This is a genomic window from Parabacteroides sp. AF18-52, from assembly GCF_003479145.1.
Classification (GTDB): Bacteria; Bacteroidota; Bacteroidia; order Bacteroidales; family Tannerellaceae; genus Parabacteroides; species Parabacteroides faecis.
Genome location: NZ_QUGR01000001.1, coordinates 495,143 through 519,842 on the forward strand (window position 1 = coordinate 495,143; position 24,700 = coordinate 519,842).

The following is a 24,700-nucleotide window of genomic DNA, read 5'->3' on the forward strand; positions in this document are numbered from 1 at the left end:
ATTTATTTTACATCGGAAGCCGTTATGTTTCGCATAGATGCATAAATTTCATTTCCATCAAATTCCAGTATGCGTATTTTACAAACAATAGAGGGGTAATAATGTCCGCCGAACAGACTCCATACATTCGTTAATTCTTGCGTATCAAGTGTAACCATTTCAACTGTAAAATATCGTCCGTCTGAATAATTGACAGAAGAGTTTGATTGCAAAAAACCGATGGCCATTGAAAACATTTTTAATGATTCTAGATATAGTTTATCTTCAAAAACTGAAGATATCAATATTTTCAGATTCAGATGCCAGGGAGGAAACTTTTTTATAGAAACATTTTCATTATTACTTTGATGAGTCATAGCAGTGATGCCCATTGCTGTTTCACGCTCTATATTTATAACTGATAATACCAGTTTATTTGGCTCATCTTCTCCGCTCATGGACAGATTGCCTGTAAGTACGGGACTATATGGCAAATCCAAAATACTGGTTATATATTCTTCCAGCCGGAATTTGAGAGTGTTCATTATTTCATGGATCATATGTTTTCTTCTTAGATGTAATATATAGTCTAGCAAATAAAACATTTTATTTAGTATAAGACAAACAAATCCTTGTTTCGAAGGTGACAACTTGCAATAAATAACATGACAAGTGTAATGTCACCCCATCCTTCCCCACTTCTGTTGTGCCTTTGTTATAGAAGGATTGTCAATGAGGAGGTGGATCGCTACGCCTATATTCACTAGGTAACATATTATATCGTGACTTAAACTGACGCAGGAACGTTCGGGTTGTTTTAAAACCGGATTCATCAGCTATGGCATCCACTGTCTTATTACTATCGTCCAACAATAAAGAACAGGCATGTTCCAAACGATGGTTATTCACCAGCTCCAAAAGCGTCATATTGGCTTTTGCACTCAGTACTTTATTTACGAGCTCCTTATTTATGTGGCAATGTTTCCCTACTTCTGCTATATCGATAATTTTATCCAGATAATGCTTTTCTGTAACAACATACTGAATTATAGATGTATAAACAGGTTCAAATTCATCTTTGTCTTCTTCGTCAACATGAGAAGGATCAGATCCTGTAATAACAACGGATCGTTTACTCTCTCTTAGACGATAATAATGATAGTATATAAAACCTGATAATAAAATGGAGTATATTAATAAAATAATACAATAAATCCGATAACACTTGACTGTATCCTGTAACTTTATAATTGTCTGTTTTTGTTCCTCTTTTAATTGACGTGTATAATAAGAAAGTTCCTTTTCGTTTTTTTGCAGGCTGTATCCATTACAAAGCATCTGCAAGGATAGTAATTCAATGTCTATATCTCCAGCTTTACGGGCATATTTTAATGCTTTTGAAGCATGGTGAAGTCCTTTACTAATCTCATTGTTATTAAAATGGATACAACTCTGTATAATTTCTAATTGTTGCGGTGTGTTCTTTGTGCTATCGCTTTGAGATAAACGATAACGCAGACTATCAAGATTCCCTGACATTATATCGGACTCTACCGAATATATATAATCAGGAGAAAATAATAGCAAAACAAGCAGAGTCAATATAGATGATTTCATTTATTGCATCATGAATTTATAATTAACTGATCATTCCTAAGATATTAAGATGGGATAATGCCTCTTTTTTATATTGTCTACCGATGGGTATCACATGCTCACCCACATAAAATATATTACCGATATAAGCTGTGATATGTTTTATGTTAACAATGAAAGAACGGTGTACGCGAATGAAAAGGCTATTTGACAAATGCTGCATAGTGTCGGTTAACGTATATGCAACCGTGACCTTAGAACCGCCTTGCAAATAGACATTGCAATAACTGCCAGATGCTTCTATATAAAGAATATCTTTAAATAATATTCTGCGGAAATGTTCCTGTATTTTAATAAATATACTATCCGATACAATTTGATCCGCGTTGCTCAATGTATCGACAGCAGCTTCCTGAATGGTCTGTTCTTCCAAATTAGGTGTATTCATATTGTTTCATTTTTATAGGCCTTACGACCTAGGTTACATATGCAAATGTAGCTTAGAAACAATATGTGTCAACAACGAAATGATTCTTATTTTAACATAATCATACTATGCTGTTTAACAGCAATTTAACACAATAAATAGAGTCTTAAATTTTATGATTTCAGAATAATAATAAACGATTTCAGAATACAAACCTCAAAGTTCTACATTCATTTTCTTTCTCCATTGAGAAGGAGGGAGATTGTGTCGTGCATTGAAAGCCTGATAAAATGTGGACGAAGTCTGAAAGCCTACCAGCTCCGAAATCTCAATTACAGTTATATCCGTATCCTTTAGTAAGACTTCCGCTTCATCCAAACGGCGGGCTGTCACATAATCTGAAAAGCGGACCCCTAATTGTTGATTGAAGTAACGGCTTAATATCGTTGCATTCTTTCCTACTTCACGAGCGAGCATTTTGAGTGTCAGATCAGGATTATTCAACATTCTTTTTAAATGCTTGGCTAATTGTTCTTCTTCCGGTGGAGAGAGGATAATAATATCTGTTTTCTCTTCTTGTCTTGTGTTTAAGTGAGGCTGCAACGAAAATGCTATTTTGTATTTTATAGTTCTATAAAAGACCGATTGTCTCAAAAAATATCCAGCCGTCAGAGTTACAGACAAATTATATAGAATATTACAAATATAACAGAGAGTAAGCATACTCACAACAGAGATAATGTAAAAACTTAAAATATATAATAATTCTCTTTTAAAGAATCTTATTTGATACATGTTTTTATCGCTTATTTCCTTACTCATATCAAAGAGTCTCGGTACATAAACAAACAGTTGTATGATCAAAAGCAAGTAACAACCGATACGGAAGGAAATCCACCAGGCCGGGCAATTAAGTTCGAATTCTGACCAATTATAAATCAGTATATCAGGTACCGGATTGAAAAGTATCATTCCAATATATATACCCGCCAGTATTCCCGGAAGAAGTAAATGTCGTATCCACAGCCGTGTATTCAATGATTTATCACTATTCTGAGTACAAAAATACAGATAAAACAAGGGAGTAAGTAACGTAAGTGCCCAACTGTTCAGACTGGGCATAAGAGCAATCTTCCTAAAGAGAAAAACTCCTTCATACCAACTATTATAGGTAGAAACAAACCAAAGTAGTGAAACGATGGCAATCGAAAGAGCAATCTTCTTGTTATACTTATTGTACTGAAACAAAGAAATCCCGGCAATGCTTAAAACAACCCAGGATAGTAAAGAGGTACAAATAACTAATATCTTAAATAGTAGTAATGGCATCATGAATTTGTTGAATGCAAATGTACTTACTAAAGTTGATAAATACAGGATTCTTTAATTTTTTTTACTTCAGACGGTGAATGTACAAAATAAAATAGCTTATTTTGCCCCCTCAAAACATACTATACCGGTCAGTTATCAGTTTTACAACAAGAATGAACAAATATAGTCAGGTAAAAACATGGTGTGCAATATTCTTTCTTTTATGTTCTTTATTCATTAACGGACAGGAAAAAACAATACCCACCGATACCCTCTCTAATATCCGTCTTCGGGAAGTGATAGTTACTGCCACCCAACCAAATACGCCAGGCACCAGTTCCGTGATCGGTCAGGATGCCATTCGTCATATTCAGGCTACCGATTTGTCTGATCTGTCGCAATTATTACCAGGTGTACTTACCCGCAACCCTGACCTGAACACACCTGCCGTTTTTACAATCCGCAGTGCCACATACGAAAATGCAACGAATGCTTTGGGAACTGCCATATTGGTGGATGGCATACGAATGAATAATAATATGAATATGCAGCAAATGGGACTCGAAGGCCAAAGTAGTCTCTTGAACAGTTCTGTTCTTTCGGGATTCGATATACGTTCACTGTCGCCTGCTTCCATCGAGTCGGTAGAAGTTATACGTGGAATACCTTCCGCCCGTTATGGAGATGCGACCAGTGGTGTTGTATTGGTCAACTCAAAAGCCGGATTACAACCCTATACAGTAGGATTACGTTTTACGGCTACTGAAAAACTGGCATCTATAAGTAAAGGTATGGCTATCGGTAATCATGGCGGCATTCTCCATCTTGGGGCTGATTATGCTCTTTCTGCACAAGATCCCCGCATACCGGAACAGGCTTTTCAACGGTTAGGTATTCAAATTGCTCATTCAAAAGATTTCCCTACGGCATCACTTCGTTTCAACCTAAGAGGATATTGGATGCGAGATAAAGGAGGCTATGGACGTAATTCGGTCGATGGTGAATTTCAGAAAGCCTTTAACCGGGGGCTCTCGTTCTCAGCAAACGGTCAGTGGAATTTGAACAAATCCTGGATATCAAATCTGGAATATCGTGCCGGGCTAACTTATGGTTATCAGAAAAATGAATCAAGCACATATTATTCCGGTACACAACAAGTCACTACTTATACCCGTCAGCCAGGTGAACAGGCAGGAATATTTTTAGCTCCTAATTATTTCAGTCATCTTTCGGTAGAAGGTAAACCGATATATGCCGACATGTCACTAACGGCCAATCTTAGAAATACGTTATATAATAATGTATATAATCACTTTCTTTTAGGAATGGAAATAAGTACAGAAGGCAATCGTGGCGAAGGTATAGTATTCGATCCCCTTCAGCCACCGTTAGAAATGATCCAGGTGCGCAGCCGTTCTTTCCGTAGTATTCCTTTTGTAAACCATTATACAACTTTTGCAGAAGACAAAGTCTCTTTTCACATGGGAAAAATGCGAACGGAATTACAGGCTGGCTTACGTATCACCCAACTCCAAACAAAGGCACTCCATTATACACCGGCAGTCGATCCACGAATAAACCTCAAACAAATTCTGGTGGAGCAAAACAAAGATGCAATGTTGAAACATCTTAGTATACGGGCAGGCTGGGGATTAATGCATAAGATGCCGGTATTAACTTACCTGTATCCGGATAAGTCCTATACCGACAAAAATTGCTTTACCTATAACGATATGGAAAATGGTGAACGCCTGACTGTGATGCATACTTTTGCGACAGGCCGTACGTTCAACCCGAAGCTACGCTTGCCAGTGAACCAAAAATTAGAACTAGGACTTAACCTGCAAATAGGACAAGTTGAAGCCGATATCGTATGGTTCCGGGAACACCTCCGGAACGGATTCAGTACATCGGAACAAGTTGAACCTTTTACATACCGTCGTTATGATCCGTTATTCAGCAAAGGAGAACATCCCGAATTAACGTCCGATGGTGTGATAAATAACGGACAGCCTCTCCCCTATACTACTTATACAACTTTTGCAACCTATACCTCTCCGGATAATGGTATTGAACAGTTGAAACAAGGTATAGAATATACATTCGACATGGGGCATTGGGATCTTTTACATACTTCGTTATTTATCAGTGGAAGTTATCTGAATTTACATGAAAAAAACACTGCACTTTCAGCCAGATATCCCCAGATAGAAGTAAACGGTAAACCATATCCGTATGTCGGCATTTACGAAACAAATAGTTTCGCTGCCAATCTCAAAGTATGGCAACAATTCAGTACCCGTTTCCAGTTCATCACTCAGCTCCCCCGTATAGGACTGATTACCACTTTGACATTACAAGCCGTATGGATGGATAAACAACGTCGGGGTATGGAAAGTAATTACAATAATCCCGTTTATCTGATCGACGATAACGGAAACCGTATAGATGGAGATCCAATGACAGATACTGAACACCAGAAACGTATCAATCCGGTATATTATATGGATAGTGAAGGTGTACAGCATCTTTTCACCCCAGAAATGGCAAATGACAAACGTTTTGCAGATCTGGTACTGACTACAGGCACGCCAACTGCATTTTTGACGGATTCGTTCGGCCCTTATTTTTTGTTGAATCTTCGGGTAACAAAAGAGATAGGTCGTTATGTGTCGGTTGCTTTTTGCGCCAACAATTTTACGCAATCGAATCCGAAAAAATATACCTGTAGTACGCAACAATATACGATTCAAAATCCCGGTTTGTATTACGGAGCCGAGATAATGATTCGGTTTTGATTGATTATTTACAAAAAAACAAATATCGAATGAAAAAAGTATCCTATTTATTACTCGTTTTAATTTTAGCCTTAGCATCCTGCTCGGAAAGTGAAGATCAGTCTTATTCCGTTCATATCCAGTTGTTGCCTCCTGATGGTTATACAACATTACCTTATGAGGAAATGGAAGTAACGCTCACTAATAAAGATCAGGGGACCGTGTATTCTTTGCATTGTTCTTCGACAGGACAAGCCTCTCTCGATGTAGAACCTGGTTATTACTCCGCCTCCGTACACCATCAAACAAATGCCGGATTAATTTTTAGCGGAAGGATAGAATCATTAGCACTATTACCAGATCAGGGAGAAGCACCGGATATTATAGAACTTCCTTTATCACAAGCTAAAACTAATGCCCTTGTGATTAAAGAGATTTACTTTGGCGGATGTAAAGGGTATTATGAAAATTATCAAGCTGACCAGTATATAACTCTGTATAATAATTCAGATCAAACTATTTATCTGGATGGTTTGTGTGTCGGCGTAGTAGACCCTGGTAATAACCTTGAATCACCCTGGATGGCATATACAGAAATGAAACGTATTCCGGTAAATGATCTGACCTGGCAATTCCCCGGGAGTGGAAAAGAGTATCCTTTAGCTCCAGGAGAAGAAACGACCATAGCAACAAATGCCGTAGATCATACAGGTGGAGAGTTTCAGCATGCCAATTCCGTCGATCTGTCCGGTGTCGATTGGGGATTTTGGGATGTCAGTCTTGAGCGTCAGAACATTACAGCCGGTGTTAAACCGATGACATTGCTTGCAAACCTGAATCCTTTGCTGGTTATGTATGCACTCCCCGTAAACGGTCCTACATTTATGGTATTCAGTCTACAGGATTCTCCGGAAGAATATGTGTTAGACCCGGAGAACCGCGAACCACGCCCGAATGCTTCGAATCAGGAGAAACGTTATCTGATGGTTCCCAAAGAATGGGTCATCGACTGCATTGAATGTGTAAAGGATGCAAATTCTCCCAAGCGAGTACCTAACGAACTCGACAATGGAAAATGTTATATCCCTGGTGATCGCTATTCAGGCAGGTCTATTATCCGTAAGAAAACAGGTACGACTGATGGACGCACAGTTTATCAGGATACGAACAATTCAGCTGAAGATATAGAAGTAACGACTGCTACACTCAAAACAAAATAGTGCTATGAGAAGCCGGGAAGTACTGTTCGGATTTTTATTTTCGTTATCCACGATGGTTTCTGCTCAAACCGACACGCTGCATATTCCTTCTATCCGGGAAATATACAAGCATAATAACTGGTTAGCAGCCAACAATCCTGTAGGACTATCATTCAATCGCTTCCGTTCTTTTTCTGTGGCGGAAGCAGGCTATAGTTATCATAATGGGAATCTGGGAAATGTCAGTATACCGGCTTCAACTAGTATTTATTCAGTGTATAGCGAATCGTTCCAGATGGTAAATAAAGTTTCTCTTTATGGCAAGATCGGTTATACACAATATCAAAATGGGGAACAAAACTGGAATGGAATGACCGGTGATCATTGGCAGGCCATAAACTTATGTGACTCTATAAGTGGAAAACAACGTTCGGAACAATATCAATTGGCAGCAGGTTTCTCTCTACCGGTTCACCAACATTGGTTACTAGGAGCAAAAGCAGCTTATCAGGTACAACTTACAGCCAAAGACATTGACCCGCGCAATAAGAATCAATGGATGGAATGGCAATTCACACCGGGTATGGGATATATGTATAGAGATTTACAGTTGGGAGCTTCTTTTCTTTACACATATCGAAAGGAAACTGTGAATTATCAAAATATGGGAAGCCATACAGCTTATCCAGTCCTGGCAGCTTATCCACTCGGATACTTTAAAACCTTATCTGTAGGTGAAAATGTAAACTGGTATTATATTGGTCGGGAAGTAGGTGGTTCTTTGCAGTTAGGATTCAATCGTGGTCCTTTTAAACTATTTCAAGAAATGGACGGAAGTGTTATCAATCAAGCCATTGAGAGCAACCGTATACAAAATCGCAAAGAAGGAGAATCAAACATCTGGCAAATAGACTATAAAGGAAAACTTCAAAGAGTTTCTCCCCTTTTCCGACATGAATGGGTATGGCAGGCAACCTTTGGCCATGTGAATAACTATGATCCGCTGCAGCACCAGACTGAATCGGATACCTGGCAATCGGATGGAAAATTGCTTCGTTCTACTCGGCGTACAAGCCGGTATGCGCTGACTTATGAGTATGATCAATTACGTGACGCATGGCATCCTCGTTTCTCTATTTTTTCAGGGATCAGCTATTATCAAGCAGAAAGTGCATTGCTATTTTATCCGGCTAAATTCACACAACCAATCCATCGGTTTACAGTTCATGCCACATTTGTTCGGAATTTTTTATTACCTAATGCGTTGCTCGATCTCTCTTTGGGGGGAGAATATGGAAAAGGAGGAGGATCAATCCTCAATGAAAAACAACTACAATCAGGAGAAAATGCTCCTGAAATTCCATTGTGGCAAAATCGCAACAGATTACAACAAGTATTCGATTATGAAACGATGTCACGTTGGGGAATGAATGCTTCCATTACTTATACACGGTCTGCTCCTTTTTCATGGTTTATCCGTGCAGGCTTTAATTTTGAGTGCATTCCTCAATATGCCATTCGTGAAAATTTTCAAAAAATAGAAGTCCGTATCGGTTTGCTATTTTAAATAGAATATGTAATTTTGTCTAACAATTTTAAAACATTAGTATAATGAAAAACAATGAAGGGAAAATAAAAGAATCCTCAGAGGATACACCAATAACCCAATGGACTATCGATCGCAAAAAGTGTACGGTTTGTGGTGAATGTATAGACGCTTGTAAACTTAGATTACTCGATGTTAAAAATAAAAAAATCATAATTATCGATCAATTTAGTTGTGATTGGTGTGGTGATTGTGCTAGTGCTTGTGCTTATGATGCTATCGTATTGACTTAATTCAGGAAATGAAAGCATATCTTCTATTTCTTTTTATTTACTTATATACAGGTTGCACGAACGAAATTCAGAATAGAGCCGATTTATTAAAGAAAGAATTGGAGGTTACTCCAATTCTTTCTTTATCATTCGATTCTTTATTATTGGATGTACATAAATTACCATCCCATCAACAAGTAGCAATCTTATATCAGATAGCCCGTAGAGAAGAAGAAGAAATAGATGGACTGTTAAAACAAAAGACTCTATTACTTGAAAGCTTACCACTTGCTTCTAAAAAAGAAAAAAAGAAAATATTATTACAATTACTCGAAATTTACGAAAAAACAGTAGAACAAAGAGTTCTAGGAGAAGAGATTAATGGCATTCAGTTATGTAAAGAACTAGAGACTTATTCATTTCCACAAGAGGAAGAATGGAAAATAAAGAAGATAAAAGCATCTTTTCTGAATAAAAGAGGATTACACGAACAATATCTACCTATTTGGTTCGAGTTACTGGCGGAGCATCGCACAGCTAATAAGCCAATTCTTATAATAGAAGACCTTTGCACGATTGCTCATTATTTCTCAATATTAGATGATAAAGAAAAAGCTATTTCTTTATATAAAGAAGCCTATCAATTAGCTATTAATAATAATATCTCTGATTTGAAAAACAGGTGTTTCTCCCAATTAATATACCTTTTATATAAATCGAACAAATATACAGAAGTTATAAGCTATACCAATAGAGTTGATATAGATTCTGTGGCTATATCCATTCCTTCTATTTATCCTATATTATCAACATGCTATTTAGAACTTCAAAAGCCAGATAGCGCACGTTTCTATTTAACAAAAATAGAACAAACTAAAAAGACTGAAAATAACATGACTTTTTATTGTAATATGGCAGACACTTATCTTGCAGAAAGTCACATGGATTCAGCTCTCTTCTTTCTAGATAAAGCAATGGTACAATATCAGAAACAAACAGGACGCTTTAAAGATATCAAAGCCTCTCTTCCTTTTTATTTTTTATCTCCTTACTCCTCTCTCGCCACCTTATATCAAAAGAACGGTGACTATCAACAAGCCGGTAAATCATTTGCCTTAGTAGAACCTTTAATGAAAAAGGCCATTAACAATCCAGCTCAACAAGAAATACAGGTAAAAGCCCTTGCTCGTTACAGTTCTTTTTGCAGAGCCACTAAACAATATAAAAAAGCTGTAGACCTTCTGATATACCGGGACTCTATCCAGCAAATCATTACGAAAGCCGAGAAAGAACGTGATGACAAAAATCTTATAGACCGTCTGCAAATTAGTGATTTGATACACAAACTCGAAATGCAGAAAGTTGAATTGATGGACACTCAACGTCTACTAGTCGCTTTTGGTACCTGCATAATTCTTTTTATTGCTCTTATGGGAACTGTTTATCACATTTACCGCCAGCGGAAAAAGCGCATGGCCATTCTTATAGAGCAGGAGAAAGAAGAACAACAACGTCAGACATTGGTATCGCCAGAAAACGCAAAACCACTCAGCCAACAAGAAATACTCTTCCGTACAGCTCAAAAGAAAGTAAAATCAGGGAAACTATACCTCGACAAAGAGATATCGCTTGATTCACTGGCAAAGATACTGGATACCAACCGGACCTATTTGTCATCATGTATCAATACCTGTTCAGGCAAAAACTTCAATCAATGGATCAACGATTTCCGTATCGATTATTTGCTGGAGCGTATCCATTCCGGTCAGAAATTATCCGTACTGGCAGAGAAAGCCGGTTTTGTATCTACCGATTCATTCTATCGTAATTTTAAACGAAAGACCAATCTTACTCCCAACGAGTACCTGAAACAAAATCCACCCCAATAATTTATATTTCATTCTCCACACCCTTTATTCCGGGAAATAATAAGATAGGAATCCTACAATCCTTTACGTTTATTGTACAAACTCTCCAATATGAAAGATGTATGATAATAGTTGTGGAAAAAGAAAAAGTGTTGAAATATTACTACTTCAACACTTTCCTATTCTGTGACCGCGACAGGATTCAAACCTGTAACCGGCTGATCCGTAGTCAGCTACTCTATTCAGTTGAGCTACGCGGCCAATCTTTTATGTATCTGTTTAAACTGTGATCTCAAATGGTGACCGCGACAGGATTCAAACCTGTAACCGGCTGATCCGTAGTCAGCTACTCTATTCAGTTGAGCTACGCGGCCAATCTTTGTATCTGTTTAAACTGTAATCTCGAATGGTGACCGCGACAGGATTCAAACCTGTAACCGGCTGATCCGTAGTCAGCTACTCTATTCAGTTGAGCTACGCGGCCATTGTTTCGTGATTGCGAGTGCAAAGGTAGTGTTTTCTTTTAAACTTGCAAGACTTTACTACATCTTTTTTTCAAATTAATCTAACATTTTTGGATTGAAGATCAAGTAACCGATATTCAGTCCGAAGTTGAAATTCTTCGCTGGATAGCTATATCCATTGGCATACAGACTAATAGAGGCAAAAGGTAATTGCAGAACCAGAGCAGCCTCTCCCATATACTTAAATGAATGAAGAAATTTTCCATAATAAGGAGCCGCCACATACGGATTTTCACTTTTGACCTCCTTCTTTATTTCGTATAATGGCGCAAAACCATATAAGTCCAAACGAAAATGCAGAAGCTTACTGAACTTATAGATCGGTGAAATCCCGGCAGCCAAATATTGATTTGCCCGGAAAGCTTCATTAAACACAATCTTACTATGAGGTGTAGGAGTAAATGCCGGAGCCTGTAAAACTGATGCCGTATAGTTATTCATCAGGTTTTTGCTCGACACGACCAGTTCACCCTGAAGTCCCAGGTTGAAACGATTACTTAACACTTCATAGTGTTGCCACTCCCCTTTCAACTGCAACCAACTATGAACCTTTTTCTTAAACGGTTGACTTTCCGCTGTCTGCGAGGAAGGATCATAATTCTCTGTCCCTGTAACATATTGCGCTATCAGGAACTGTTTCCGTCCGGATATGGGATATTGTTTGGCATCCAACGAATTACGTTCTATACTGAGCGAGCCGCTAAACAAGTTATACCAGCTATGGTCAAACCTCGAATTAGGGAACAACATGCTGTTGCTTTGGAAATAATAATCATTCAACTGCCCATAAGCGAATCCTATCTCCGACTTAGCCCTGTTCAGGAATGGGAATCCCAGTTTCAACTTCATATACAGCTCCTTTTGCTTTATGAAAGCCGGTAATACATCTTCATAGAACAAAGATTGGCTCTCCTGATATCTTTTATCAGAATAAACGCCTTCCCAATTAAGATATGTCGGAATTTTGGTCTGCAAATAAATCCTCCCGCTCAACAACACTCCGCTAAAGGAATTTCCCACCTGGAAATTAGCATTAACATCGGCAGCAAAACGACCTAAATATTGATATCCTAACCCCAGAAATAATTGGTTTGCCTGGTGTGATGAAATATTGCCACCAAAACCGACCGTTATTTCTTCTTTCATTTTTACGTCCAGATAAAGATCGAATTTTTTCTCCCTGCGATTGTAAACAGCATGTGGCATAATCTCTCTGATCTTGGAAGAGGTCAACATTTTGAAATAAGCCCGTTTGAACTCTTCCATCGAAAACTCATGGTTGATGTCACGATGCAACTGCGACTCTATATATTTACGCTGCGATTCAGAGACTCCCGTCACATAGATATTCTGGAAAATCAATGGAGGCAAACTTTCCTTATAAGCAGCCCTTCGCATATTCACTTCGGTAAGCGGCACCCTGCGGGGAACTCGCTGCTTAATCGAATCGATCATCCCCATAGTACGTTTATAACCAATATCCATCAATTCCTTTGCCTTCTGAAAATCCAGTAATGAGACGGTCGGGAAGCTGAACTTGATCATCATACCGTCTTCTTCGGGAACATCATAGTCTGTCTTTTGCATAATCATTGTTTCCAGCTGATTATATGCATTGTTGGAAGGCTTGTTATTCCCTCCGGCTACTGTAGAACCAAAAATGAAATCAGGATGGAAAGCCTCTTTCATCGGACCAACCGGGAAATTATCATAAATGCCACCGTCAAACAAAGGAATACTGTCTTTCCAGATCGGTTGAAAAAAGAAAGGGAAAGTCATGGAAGCACGCACAGCATCTCCCAAATCTCCATTTTTGAATATAATCGCTTTCTTTGTATAAATATCGGAAGCGACACAACGGAACGGAACGAACAGATTATCGAAATTCCATCCGGCTTTAGCCGTAGCCTGCGAGAAAAGAGCCATGAAAGCCTGATTCATCTGGATCGGATTGATAAGGCTCTGCGGCAAAAAGTTTGCTTTTATCTGCAAGGAGTCAGTCATGTCGATAGAAAAATGACCGAATTCTGGCGTCGGGTCCGGCCGCTTGAAATAATATTTATACTCATTTTCAACCGTTCCCGTCTGCCAGTAACTAAATTCTTCCGACAACATTAATGCCAGCATTTCTTCCGGCGAATATCCCATAGCATACAAACTACCGATAATGGATCCGATAGAGGTACCAGTTATATAATCAATAGGTATTCCATTTTCTTCAAGCGCTTTTATTACCCCGATATGTGCAGCACCTTTCGCACCTCCTCCGCTTAATACTAACCCTACTTTCTGGGCGTTGAGCAGTTGCATGGAGATCAGAAAAAAGGTTGCCAGAACAGCTACTTTCTTCATAAATTACTTTTTCTCTGTTTACCTCTTCAAATGTAAAGCTAATTTCTCAGACTACAAGGAAACTAGATTGCATATTATGGAAATATTTAGGGGTATAATCGAAAAATAATATGAAAATCAATAAATTTCAGGAAGTATTTAAAATATTAATGATACATTTGTCGATATTTGTAAGGGGTAAATCTTTATTACAGTTTTATGGGAATGCTTATTTCGATAAATAATCTATTTTTGATGTTAACAGTGGAAACAACCATATTACTTCTGCTTCTTCTGCTATCGGTTGTTATCTCCTTTTTTCTGTTGTACAGAAACCGGAAATTAGCTCGAGAAAACGATCAATACAAAGTCAAACTGGCAGGAGAACAGACATTGAGCGAAACAGTAAAAGAACGTCTTTTTAGCATCGATATTCTGGATAATCTTCCTTTTCCGGTTTTTGTCAAGGATATCAATGATGATTACAAATATCTCTATTGGAATAAAGAGGCGGAGTTACGGTCCGGCACTGAACGTGAAGAGGTTCTGGGACATACGGATTTTGATATTTATGGTGCAGAACGCGGTATGAAATACCGCAAAGTCGATGAACAATTAGTCCAGATAGGCGAAAACTACAGAGCAGAAGAAGATTATGTAACCCCGGACGGCATTCTTCATAATACGATCGTACATAAATCCATCATCTCGCACGACAAGAACAGATGGTTGCTGATCATTCGCTGGGATATTACACAGATAAAGGAATATGAAAAAGAGCTGATTCAGGCCAAGGAAAAACTGGAAGATGCAGCAGATACACAAAACCTGGTATTGAACAGCATAAACTTTGGATTAATCTATATCGACAAAGAATATAAGGTACAATGGGAATCTACGTCCAATCTACAGGGGAAAGCCAAAGGACGCCGCTATACACCGGGAAAGATCTGCTATGAAACTGTTATGGGAAGAAAAGAGCCCTGTACCCAATGTGCACTCAGCGAAGCGATCATAAAAGAACATCCGGTCCGCCATGAGTTTTCCGACGGCGAAACGACATTCGAGATCAGTGCAATCCCCGTTTTAGATCATTCGGAAACAAATGTTATCGGCGGTTTAATGAAGATAGAAGATATTTCAGACAAAAAGAGAATAGAACATCTGATGTATGAAGTAAAGAAAGCTGACGAAGCAAACCGTCTAAAATCAGCATTCCTTGCTAATATGAGCCATGAGATCCGCACACCGTTGAATGCAATAGTCGGCTTCTCAAACTTATTGACGGAGACGGATGATCCGGAAGAGAAACAGGAATTTGCACATATCATTTCCACCAATAATGAACTCTTGCTCCAATTGATAAACGACATTATAGATATGGCCAAAATCGAATCCGGCTCGTTGGATTATGTCTATACCCAGACAGACATAAATGAGCTGATGGAAGAGATTTGCAGCCAAATGAAACTGAAGAACAAATCTGAAGAAGTCAGTATATCATTCGACCAGAAGCTTCCTCAATGTATCATTTGCACAGACCGCACCCGGCTGATGCAAGTGATAATCAACTTCCTCACAAATGCATTGAAGTTTACGCCTAAAGGAACTATCACATTTGGCTATACATTGGATGAAACGGAAAAGAATATCCGTTTTTACGTGAAAGACACCGGAATAGGCATACCGGAAGATAAAAAAGATAAGATTTTCGACCGTTTCGTCAAACTGAATTCATTCGCCCAGGGCACAGGACTCGGACTTCCTATCTGTGCTATGATAGCCGAAAAATTCGGAGGAAATATAGGCGTTGAATCCCAGGAAGGAGAAGGATCCCTGTTCTGGATTGAAATTCCGGTACAAAAAGCTGAATAAACCTAAAGAAATACAAAGGCTGACAACCAAAGTATAGGTTAGTATGTTTTCTTTTTCATACTTTTGCAACCTAAAAATAAAAGCAGCCGATGTCGAAACATTTAATCGTTTTCACAGGTATCATCCTATCTGTTTCTTTTTTATCCGGAAAGGCCCAAAATACAGAGCCGACCGATACACTCCATAAAGAGGCCATTTTTGTTGACGGACAGCAATTGAACGAGAAACAACTTAAACGTTATTATCGGCAATTACGAAAAGACTCCATCAGAGCTAACAAAAAAATATGGTGGTCAGTCCTTGGAGGACCGTCTTATACTCCGGAAGCATCACTCGGTGTTGGCGGCGCTGTGTTGGCCAGTTTTAGAATGAATAAGAACGATACAATCTCACAACGTTCCTTCCTTCCAGCGGGCATCAATCTTTCGATAAACGGAACAATCGTGGTTGCAGGAGCCGGGACATTCTTTTTCAATCAGAATAAATTCCGTATTTATGCCAGCTACGGATACAGGAACGAGCCGGCACATTATTATGGAAAGGGATACGAAACGATTGAGCATGTAGACAGAAGCGATTCGACCACTCGTTATCACCGGAGTTATTTCCAGATCTACCCTCGCTTTGTCTGGGAGATACACCCCCACTTCTATCTGGGAGGGCTGTTCGATATAAATTTTACGGATGCCTCGGATATTAATCCGGTAATAGAAATAGATCCCTACTTCAACCGGTTCAAGCGGAAATATCTGAATGTAGGTATCGGTGGATTGATCCAATATGATACCAGAGACGATGTAGCCACACCGACACGGGGCGTATTACTAAGTGGAAATATGAAGGCTTTCGGCAAGTATCTCGGAGGCACTTATAATTATGAAATACTGGAACTTGAATATCGGCACTTTGTAAATGTGTTCCGCCCCAGAAGTACACTAGCATGGATCGCCAAGAGTCAGATCGGCATGGGAGATGTCCCCTACTCCGAATTACCGTCTTTCGGTTCGCCTTTCGACCTGCGCGGATATTACTGGGGTAAATACAGGGATAAGTCTATGGCTTACGGAATCGTGGAATACCGCCATATGTTCGGTTCTCAGGCTAAATACAAAAGCGGAAACTTCTGGGCTAAATGCGGTTTTGTCGCCTGGATGGGAACCGGAACGATCGGTAATACTCCTTTTGACTGGAATAAATGGAAACTGAATTTCGGTGCCGGATTACGTGTACAAATGCAACCGGGTAAAAACTTCCGACTGGATATAGGAAAGGAACCGGGACTGGATGGAGTGCAGGTTTATATGAATATGACAGAAGCATTTTAAAGGATTTACCAAAACAGGACTACCGTTGTAATTATCAACCAATTACAGTTTCCTCGTAGTTTTCTTATTTGGAAACTCCAGTTTCCTCCGCAGGGAACTACAATTTCCTGCCTGGGAAACTGCAGTTTCTTCCCTGGGAAATTCCAGTTTCCTGCTTAGGAAACGAGAACGATACTGCATAAAAAACTTCCGTTGCCAGTAACATGAATTACGGACAACGGAAGCTTTATTTATATTTCAAATATGCCGACTAAAACGACAACTTCATCGAGAAGCGAATACCTTTTGTCTGTATGCCCGGATGATCACGGTAAGTCAAACGCCATACATAATCGAGACGAAGGAACTTAAAGATGTTTTCGATACCTACCCCGGCTTCCATATAAGGCGTATTTCCTAATGTATAGGATCCTTCCGGGAACAAATACAGATCTTTACCGCCATAATAAGGGTTATTCTTATCTGTCAGATTACCCCACATACCACGGAATGAAAGCACCTCTCTCCATTTCAGCTTTTTAATCAGCGGAAGACGGTTCAAAAGAAGTCCGTTCATGAAATAGGTAACATCCCAGGATGCGTATTCATCACTGATAAATTCCATTGCGTTCATGTTCGTATAGGACTCCGGCTGGATTGTATATGACAAGTTTGCATTTGGCAATATCAGCAATGGATAAGGAACCTTGTCCCACACCTTGCCTGCCTTACCGATAATATCGATGTATCCGAAAGCAGAGAACCAGAAACGTTTCTGGATACCCAGGTCTGTACGGTTATAGGTATAATCGGCACCCAATACACCTTTTCTTGCTGTAATATGGCTCAAAGTGATTACCGGAGCATCGAAAGTAATCGGATAACGGTAATTACGTGTCTGATAGAATTTCTCGTTCGGAGCATAGCGGAACTTAAATTCCAGCTCTGTCATTGAATAAGATTTTATCGGAGTGATACGGCCATCTTCTTCTATTCTGTCGAAAACAGCATAGTCTGTCGAATATTCTTTCTTGTTACGCAGGACAGCACCGTAAGCAATACCGTTATAATGTTCGCGATAGTAAGTCAACTCGGCATTTCTCAAATAAGTAGCACGGGTATCTCTCTGACGTTTCCATGCCAGGAAGATATTATCCTTGTTGGTGTACATATACTGTTGTCCCAGCTGGTTGATATCGTACAGATATTCCAAACGAATGGAATTGACCGGATACTCTTTACGATATTCTTTCTTATCGTTGAACGAATACTCTATCAAACCATTATATTTGATCTTCCGGTCTGTCGTACCGTAAGCGGCATATCCTTCCAGGAATAATCTTTTACTGAAAGCAGTCGTAGTCGTACCTCCGACACGGAAGCGGGCACCTTCGATCGCATTACCACTGATAAAGGTATTGGCCGGTCCAAACTCAAATTTGTTTTTAACAGGATCAGTATTTGTGCCTATATATCCCGAAGTCAGGATCGTTATGATCTTCTCCGTCACATAGAATATCGGAACCGAACGTAATTTCTCCATCAGCTTATCGACCGTATTCTGATTCCGCTTTCCGGCTTCCTCGGGACGATTCAGGTCCCAGAAATCTTCCGGTTGTTTATAGGCATTCTGCAGCGTGATGACCGGAGCACTTTCTTTAAATATCCCATCGTCCTCAGGAGGCAGGAAAGAATGATTGCTGTATATGTTCAGCCTTCGGGCATACATGCCTTTCGACTTCTCCGTCAGCTTAAAGTCTACATTTATATCATCTTTGGTTATGATACGTGTTCCGTCTTCCGTCCTTTCAAAAGTCTGTTCGATCGTCATTCCACTGACAAAGTTCAGGTTGATGTTTTTAGGAACATTCAATATCGCCTTCTTGACGAAATAGGTAGAATCGAGCGTCACGAACAAATGCCCCGTAAAGCCAAAGCCTTCGGAAACAAAAGGAACAAACCCCAGGTCCACACATTGTTGTCCGTTGACCTCCAATGTATCAAGCAGATAATACTTATAGAAATTAGGCCCCATGCTGGACAACGGGCTTACAAAACGTTGCAGGAAGAGAGGAATATCATTCTTAAAAATATCTACTTCACGAAAAACTTCTCCCAGGAACTGCTGCATGCCATCACGTGAGAAAACTTCATCTACACCGGCAGCCTTGGCTCCCAATACGACTCTTTTCTCCACCTTAGGATCTTTACGGTAAAAGACACCTTCCACCTTCTCTTTTTCCGATACGGGCAGGATAGTCTTGCCGATATCCAACGTATCGATATAATCGATCAGGAAGTCGAATTTACCGGCTTTACCATTTTCCTTTTTGGGTTTCGGATGATAATCGTTCATTGCGAAAACCATCTTCTCATACTGGCTATAGCTGAAGTAATCGTGGTTACGCGGATTGTTACTTTCGCGTGAATCGATCACATTCTTGACGAAGGCGACGGCCGGATTCTCTTTTTTACTGTATTTTTCCTTTTTGGGCTTGACTACAACTTCCGAGATAGCGAAGCTGGAAGGCGCTAAAGCTATCTTGAAATAATTCTTCTTTCCGACAGCAACTTTAAACTCTTTTTCTTCGTATCCAAGATAAGAAACGGATAAAGTTCTTTCATTAGATGATGTTGTCAGTGAAAACTTCCCGTCATCGTCTGTCGTTGCTCCGATAGTTGTACCTTTCAGTATAACTGAAACATATGGTAACGTTTCTCCTGTGATCGAGTCCGTTACAATTCCGTTTATTATTGTGTTCTGACCCTTTGATGCAAAAGCTATCAAAACGAATGTCAGAATAAAAACAATCTTTTTCCCCATTATTTTATATTAACTCCCTCGTTAAACTCCGCAAAATTATAACAGATTCTTTTTTCTGAATGTTCCAAATTGAACCGATTATATTCCAATTGACAACAAAATTCATTAAAAGGCCCCAATATTGATGTTTTCAGATTGAATTTATACGATCAATAATGAAATCCTTCCTTGCTTCCACAGGCAATTGGGGTACTTCGATCAATGTATAACCTGCATTCTCATAAACATCTCTCATTACATAATATGTATCTATCGCTTCATTAAATGATTGTTTACGTTCTTTATCTGTATGGTATATACTTTCCCACGGGGGAAGTATAAAAACCTGTTCACTATACCTATATTTATTAACGGCCAGTTCTATGTATTTCCGGTCGTTCAACCCTATTAACTGTGCATAAGCCAAAGTATCAGGTATTCCCCTGTCAAAGAACAGGACACCTTCCTCTTTTGCATGTGCAAGATACGAATCGACAGAGCGTTCCAGCATTATCTTCGTATATAACCCGGTATCTTTCCAGGGCAAGGCATCTCCTCCCTGCAGTTGTTGTTCTTTGATTATATCTCGTGCAACCTCTTTTACAGTCTTTAATCCATCTTTTTCAAGTTCTTCAATTAGCGATGTTTTACCTGTTCCAGGCCCTCCGGTAATCACATACAAGCCTTTATTATTCAACATGTTCAGTCACCTTTAAGATTGTTATGGTAAAAGGAAACACAATCCGGAAGAAAAGCTATAATGCCGGATATGTACTCGCAAATATACTGGATTATTTCTTTATATGTATCAATTCTCTCTTAAATTTAACAATTCACTTTTGTTTTCTCCTGTCAATCTTTCTACCTTTGTCCGCGAAAAGGGGGTGCCATACTGTAAACGGGCTGAGATTATACCCTGTGAACCTGATGCGGGTAATGCCGCCGTAGGAAAGACAGATAAGGCTTTTTCCCTCCTTTGGTATGTAAACATGAAAACAGATACGACGTATCGCTATCCGGTAGCACTTACAATTGCCGGTTCCGACAGTGGTGGCGGAGCTGGCATACAAGCAGATATCAAGACATTCTCCGCCATCGGTGTTTACGGAGCTTCCGTCATAACATCGGTCACAGCTCAGAACACCCAGGGTGTCAGAGGCATTCAGGCTATTTCTCCCGAGATATTGAAAGGGCAACTCGATGCTGTCTTTGAAGATATTACGATCGATGCTGTGAAAATAGGAATGGTACATAACAAGACGGCAGCCGAAATTATCGTTGAAACAATAGACAAATTTTCTCCCGCATATATCATACTGGACCCGGTGATGATCTCTACCAGCGGGAATAAATTGCTACAGGATGATGCCATCGAAATCATAGTCCGCGAACTGTTCGTCCGAAGTACATTAGTCACTCCCAATATCGACGAAGCAGAATACCTGTCAGGTGTAAAGATCTTCTCCGAAAAAGATATGGATTTGGCTGCCGGAAAATTATTGTCCCGGGGCTGCAAGGCCGTTCTAATGAAAGGCGGCCATCTGAAGACAAAAGATATGACCGATATATTATATATGTCGGAAATGTCTCCTGTCCGCCTGTCCGCCGAAACGATAGAAACGACGAACGGTCATGGGACTGGCTGTACATTATCTTCGGCTATTGCTGCTTATCTTGCTTTGGGTATGAATCTGCCTGAAGCAGTCGGTTCTGCCAAAGAGTATATCACACAAGCTATTCAGAGTGGAAAAGATGTAAAAACGGGTCATGGTCATGGCCCGTTGAATCATTTTTTTGCCCCGGTTCCATTACATAAAATAGAAATGAATAGGTCATGAAACTGATAGCCATAACGACTCCTAATTTCTTTGAAGGCGAAGGTCTGATCCTGACGGCTTTATTTCAGGAAGGAATGGAAAGAGTGCATTTGCGTAAACCCCAGGGGGATAAACAGGTATTACGTTTATTATTAAATACCGTCCCGGAGGTGTTTCACTCCCGTATCGTCTTACATGATCATTTTGAACTGACATCGGAATATAATCTTGCCGGCATCCATCTGAACAGCAGGAACCATATTATACCGGAAGGTTTCAAAGGCAGTATCAGCCGTTCCTGTCATTCCTTACAGGAAGTAAAAGAAAATCGACAACTCGATTATGTCTTTCTCAGCCCTGTCTTTGAGAGCATATCTAAAGAAGAATACGGTAGCGGTTTCTCTTTGGAAACTTTGCAGGATGCCGCTTCCCATAAGATAATAAATGAAAAAGTAATCGCTTTGGGTGGTATCAGTAACGAAACGATCCCATCGATCCGTTCAATAGGTTTCGGAGGCGTAGCCGTTTTAGGTGCATTGTGGGGAAAAGTGCCGGATATATCACAAAAAGAAACAATTATCAATCAATATAAAAATATACAACTATGCCTGAAAAGATAAACAGCCGGTATGCTTGTTTCACGGAAGAGAACACACTTCCGTTGATGTTCATCACACACCGTACTGAAAAATATACAGAAGAAGACCAGGTCAAAATAGCCCTGGAAGGCGGATGTAACTGGATACAGATACGAATGAAAGACAATCTTACCCTCGAAGCTGCCGAAAAGCTGGTTCATTTAGCAGGATCATCCTGTCGGGTATGCATAGACGACAACCTGGAGATCGCTATTAAAAGCAAAGCTCTCACTGTACATCTGGGTAAGAAAGATATGCCGGTCAGCGATGCCTGGAAGATTATCCGTCAACAAGGATACGGCGACCTTTTCCTGGTAGGTGCTACAGCCAATACCTTTGAAGATATCGTGGAAGCAGACAGACAGGGCGCCTCCTATATCGGTCTTGGCCCATATCGTTTTACAGAAACAAAAAAGAACCTGAGTCCGATACTCGGTCTCGAAGGATACAAAAGAATCATGGAACAATGCCGGGAAGCAGGACTAAAAATTCCTATATTTGCAATCGGAGGAATCCGGTATGAGGATATCGCCCCTTTGATGAGTACCGGAATTACAGGGATCGCCGTATCATCGGCTATTACCCAGGCGCCCGATCCTGTAAAGGAGATGGAACGTTTCTGTTTAATAATAAAAAAGTATAGCAAGCAAATAGATTTACATTGATCAAAATATAAACAATATAACAATGGCAAACAAGAAAAATACGATGCGTATCACCTACCCGTCATCGGAGAAGATATACATTCCGGGAGAGATCAACAAGATCAAAGTTGGAATGCGTAAGATAAAACTTCTGGATACCGTTACACTGGATGAAAACGGAGAAAAAGTTTGTAAGAAAAACAATCCGGTAATTGTCTACGACACAAGCGGACCATTCTCCGATCCGAAGATAAACATCGACATAACAGCCGGTATCCCACGTATCCGTGAAGAATGGTGCAGCAAGCGCAAGGATATCGAACAGCTGAGCGAACTTACATCGGAATACGGACGTAGCCGCCTGGAAGATAAAAGCCTGGATGCTATCCGTTTCCCGAAACGCCACCTCCCCTATCGTGCAAAAGAAGGTAAGAACATCACCCAAATGTATTATGCCAAACGCCGGATCATTACGCCTGAAATGGAATACGTTGCCATACGTGAAAATCAACAGATCGAGGCATTGGGACTGAAATCGTATATTACACCGGATTTTGTCCGTAAGGAAATAGCAGCCGGGCGTGCGATCATACCGTCCAACGTCAACCATCCGGAAGCGGAACCGATGATCATCGGTAAGAAGTTCCTGGTGAAGATCAATACGAATATCGGAAACTCGGCCCTCTCTTCCGGTATCAGCGAAGAGATAGAGAAGGCGGTATGGAGTTGCAAATGGGGAGGCGATACGTTAATGGACCTTTCCACAGGCGACAATATCCACGAAACACGCGAATGGATCATTCGTAACTGTCCTGTACCGATGGGGACTGTTCCTATCTACCAGGCTTTGGAAAAAGTGAACGGAAATGTGGAAGCACTAAGTTGGGATATCTATCGTGATACATTGATCGAACAGGCCGAACAAGGTGTAGATTATTTCACGATTCATGCCGGTCTACTGAAAAGTCATATCGATCTGACGGCAACCCGCCTGTCGGGCATCGTGTCACGCGGCGGTTCCATCATGGCGAAATGGATGCAACTGCACAATGAAGAGAACTTCCTTTATACCCATTTCGCAGAGATTTGCGATATATTGAGCCGGTATGACGTAGCTGTTTCGATTGGCGACGGACTTCGTCCGGGTTCTATTTATGATGCGAACGATGCCGCCCAGTTTGCCGAGTTGCATGCAATGGGTGATCTGACAAAGATTGCCTGGGAGAAATTCGTTCAGGTAATCATCGAAGGTCCGGGACATGTCCCAATGAACAAGATACATGAAAATATGAAGGAGCAGCAATATGCTTGCCACGGGGCACCTTTCTATACATTAGGCCCGTTAACAACAGATATCGCTCCCGGTTATGACCATATCACTTCTGCTATCGGTGCGGCACAGATTGCATGGCACGGAACAGCCATGATCTGTTATGTAACTCCGAAAGAACATTTAGGATTGCCGAATAAAGAAGATGTACGTAACGGTGTGGTTGCTTATAAGATAGCTGCCCATGCAGCCGACCTGGCAAAGGGACATCCGGGTGCCCAGGTACGCGACAACGCTTTGAGTAAAGCACGCTTCGACTTCCGCTGGAAAGACCAGTTCAACCTGTCGCTCGATCCGGAACGGGCTTTGCAATACTATAAGGAAAGCGCTGTCACCGATGGGGAATACTGTACGATGTGTGGTCCGAATTTCTGTGCTATGCGCCTGAGTAAGGATTTACATAAAGAATGTAAAGAATAAAAAGAACGAGGGGGTGTCAAAAGCTGGTATTTACCGGAC

General features: G+C 40.2%; 18 protein-coding genes, 3 tRNA genes and 1 riboswitch. Of the genes, 11 read left to right on the top strand and 10 right to left on the bottom strand.

Going from position 1 to position 24,700, the window contains the following annotated elements:
• Nucleotides 1–2 precede the first annotated feature (2 nt).
• From DWX23_RS02035 to DWX23_RS25070, 4 genes are all read right to left on the bottom strand, one after another.
• Nucleotides 3–584, bottom strand: a complete 582-nt coding sequence (locus tag DWX23_RS02035) for a DUF4255 domain-containing protein (RefSeq protein WP_122373209.1) — start codon at nucleotides 582–584, stop codon at nucleotides 3–5.
• Between the two features lie 124 nt (nucleotides 585–708).
• Nucleotides 709–1,596, bottom strand: coding sequence for a helix-turn-helix domain-containing protein (locus DWX23_RS02040; protein WP_122373210.1), 888 nt, complete (start codon nucleotides 1,594–1,596; stop codon nucleotides 709–711).
• Between the two features lie 22 nt (nucleotides 1,597–1,618).
• Nucleotides 1,619–2,023, bottom strand: coding sequence for a LytTR family DNA-binding domain-containing protein (locus tag DWX23_RS02045; protein WP_122354415.1), 405 nt, complete (start codon nucleotides 2,021–2,023; stop codon nucleotides 1,619–1,621).
• 195 nt (nucleotides 2,024–2,218) lie between these two features.
• Nucleotides 2,219–2,509, bottom strand: a complete 291-nt coding sequence (locus DWX23_RS25070; protein ID WP_229801055.1) for a helix-turn-helix transcriptional regulator — start codon at nucleotides 2,507–2,509, stop codon at nucleotides 2,219–2,221.
• A 977-nt stretch (nucleotides 2,510–3,486) separates the two neighbouring features.
• On the opposite strand from DWX23_RS25070, the gene DWX23_RS02055 reads away from it, so the two are divergent.
• The 5 genes from DWX23_RS02055 to DWX23_RS02075 are packed head-to-tail and all read left to right on the top strand — an operon-like array spanning nucleotide 3,487 to nucleotide 10,996.
• A complete protein-coding gene (locus DWX23_RS02055; protein WP_122373211.1) occupies nucleotides 3,487–6,111 on the top strand; it encodes a TonB-dependent siderophore receptor in 2,625 nt (874 codons plus the stop codon).
• A gap of 29 nt (nucleotides 6,112–6,140) precedes the next feature.
• A complete protein-coding gene (locus DWX23_RS02060; protein WP_122373212.1) occupies nucleotides 6,141–7,310 on the top strand; it encodes a DUF4876 domain-containing protein in 1,170 nt (389 codons plus the stop codon).
• 4 nt (nucleotides 7,311–7,314) lie between these two features.
• On the top strand, nucleotides 7,315–8,856 hold the full coding sequence (locus tag DWX23_RS02065; protein WP_122373213.1) for a DUF6850 family outer membrane beta-barrel protein: 1,542 nt from the start codon (nucleotides 7,315–7,317) through the stop codon (nucleotides 8,854–8,856).
• Between the two features lie 44 nt (nucleotides 8,857–8,900).
• Nucleotides 8,901–9,128, top strand: a complete 228-nt coding sequence (locus DWX23_RS02070; RefSeq protein ID WP_122373214.1) for a 4Fe-4S dicluster domain-containing protein — start codon at nucleotides 8,901–8,903, stop codon at nucleotides 9,126–9,128.
• A gap of 8 nt (nucleotides 9,129–9,136) precedes the next feature.
• Nucleotides 9,137–10,996 carry a helix-turn-helix domain-containing protein gene (locus tag DWX23_RS02075; protein WP_122373215.1) on the top strand — a complete coding sequence of 620 codons (1,860 nt, stop codon included), beginning with the start codon at nucleotides 9,137–9,139 and terminating at the stop codon, nucleotides 10,994–10,996.
• A 166-nt stretch (nucleotides 10,997–11,162) separates the two neighbouring features.
• Here the strand turns inward: DWX23_RS02075 and DWX23_RS02080 are convergent.
• The 4 genes from DWX23_RS02080 to DWX23_RS02095 all read right to left on the bottom strand — a co-directional run bounded on the left by DWX23_RS02080 (nucleotide 11,163) and on the right by DWX23_RS02095 (nucleotide 13,851).
• Nucleotides 11,163–11,236: transfer RNA gene (locus tag DWX23_RS02080), tRNA-Arg, on the bottom strand.
• A gap of 36 nt (nucleotides 11,237–11,272) precedes the next feature.
• Nucleotides 11,273–11,349: transfer RNA gene (locus DWX23_RS02085), tRNA-Arg, on the bottom strand.
• 33 nt (nucleotides 11,350–11,382) lie between these two features.
• Nucleotides 11,383–11,459 (bottom strand) — tRNA-Arg (locus DWX23_RS02090).
• Between the two features lie 76 nt (nucleotides 11,460–11,535).
• On the bottom strand, nucleotides 11,536–13,851 hold the full coding sequence (locus DWX23_RS02095; RefSeq protein ID WP_122373216.1) for a patatin-like phospholipase family protein: 2,316 nt from the start codon (nucleotides 13,849–13,851) through the stop codon (nucleotides 11,536–11,538).
• Nucleotides 13,852–14,085: 234 nt separating this feature from the next.
• Between DWX23_RS02095 and DWX23_RS02100 the strand changes: the two genes are divergently transcribed.
• Together DWX23_RS02100 and DWX23_RS02105 are read left to right on the top strand one after the other, a co-directional pair.
• Nucleotides 14,086–15,705 (top strand): ATP-binding protein, encoded by a 1,620-nt coding sequence (locus DWX23_RS02100; protein ID WP_233587462.1) that lies wholly within the window; start codon nucleotides 14,086–14,088, stop codon nucleotides 15,703–15,705.
• A gap of 89 nt (nucleotides 15,706–15,794) precedes the next feature.
• The gene (locus DWX23_RS02105) at nucleotides 15,795–17,030 is read left to right on the top strand and encodes a BamA/TamA family outer membrane protein (RefSeq protein ID WP_122373218.1); all 1,236 of its coding nucleotides are present in this window, start codon (nucleotides 15,795–15,797) and stop codon (nucleotides 17,028–17,030) included.
• 250 nt (nucleotides 17,031–17,280) lie between these two features.
• On the opposite strand, the gene DWX23_RS02110 is transcribed toward DWX23_RS02105, so the two are convergent.
• Nucleotides 17,281–19,833 (bottom strand): DUF5686 and carboxypeptidase-like regulatory domain-containing protein, encoded by a 2,553-nt coding sequence (locus tag DWX23_RS02110; RefSeq protein ID WP_122373219.1) that lies wholly within the window; start codon nucleotides 19,831–19,833, stop codon nucleotides 17,281–17,283.
• A gap of 130 nt (nucleotides 19,834–19,963) precedes the next feature.
• Nucleotides 19,964–20,512, bottom strand: a complete 549-nt coding sequence (locus DWX23_RS02115) for an AAA family ATPase (protein ID WP_122373220.1) — start codon at nucleotides 20,510–20,512, stop codon at nucleotides 19,964–19,966.
• A 175-nt stretch (nucleotides 20,513–20,687) separates the two neighbouring features.
• Nucleotides 20,688–20,773: riboswitch (TPP riboswitch) on the top strand.
• Between the two features lie 28 nt (nucleotides 20,774–20,801).
• Between DWX23_RS02115 and thiD the strand changes: the two genes are divergently transcribed.
• The 4 genes from thiD to thiC are packed head-to-tail and all read left to right on the top strand — an operon-like array spanning nucleotide 20,802 to nucleotide 24,661.
• Complete coding sequence (gene thiD / locus DWX23_RS02120; protein WP_122357319.1) at nucleotides 20,802–21,650, top strand: bifunctional hydroxymethylpyrimidine kinase/phosphomethylpyrimidine kinase; 849 nt, start codon at nucleotides 20,802–20,804, stop codon at nucleotides 21,648–21,650.
• Nucleotides 21,647–22,249: a thiamine phosphate synthase gene (locus DWX23_RS02125; protein ID WP_122373483.1), complete on the top strand. Its 603-nt coding sequence runs from the start codon at nucleotides 21,647–21,649 to the stop codon at nucleotides 22,247–22,249. Before thiD ends, DWX23_RS02125 begins: the two co-directional genes overlap by 4 nt.
• Entirely contained in the window at nucleotides 22,234–22,932 is a 699-nt protein-coding gene (locus DWX23_RS02130; RefSeq protein ID WP_122373221.1) for a thiamine phosphate synthase, read from the top strand. Before DWX23_RS02125 ends, DWX23_RS02130 begins: the two co-directional genes overlap by 16 nt.
• A 22-nt stretch (nucleotides 22,933–22,954) precedes the next feature.
• The gene (gene thiC / locus DWX23_RS02135; RefSeq protein WP_122357316.1) at nucleotides 22,955–24,661 is read left to right on the top strand and encodes a phosphomethylpyrimidine synthase ThiC; all 1,707 of its coding nucleotides are present in this window, start codon (nucleotides 22,955–22,957) and stop codon (nucleotides 24,659–24,661) included.
• Nucleotides 24,662–24,700 lie beyond the last annotated feature (39 nt).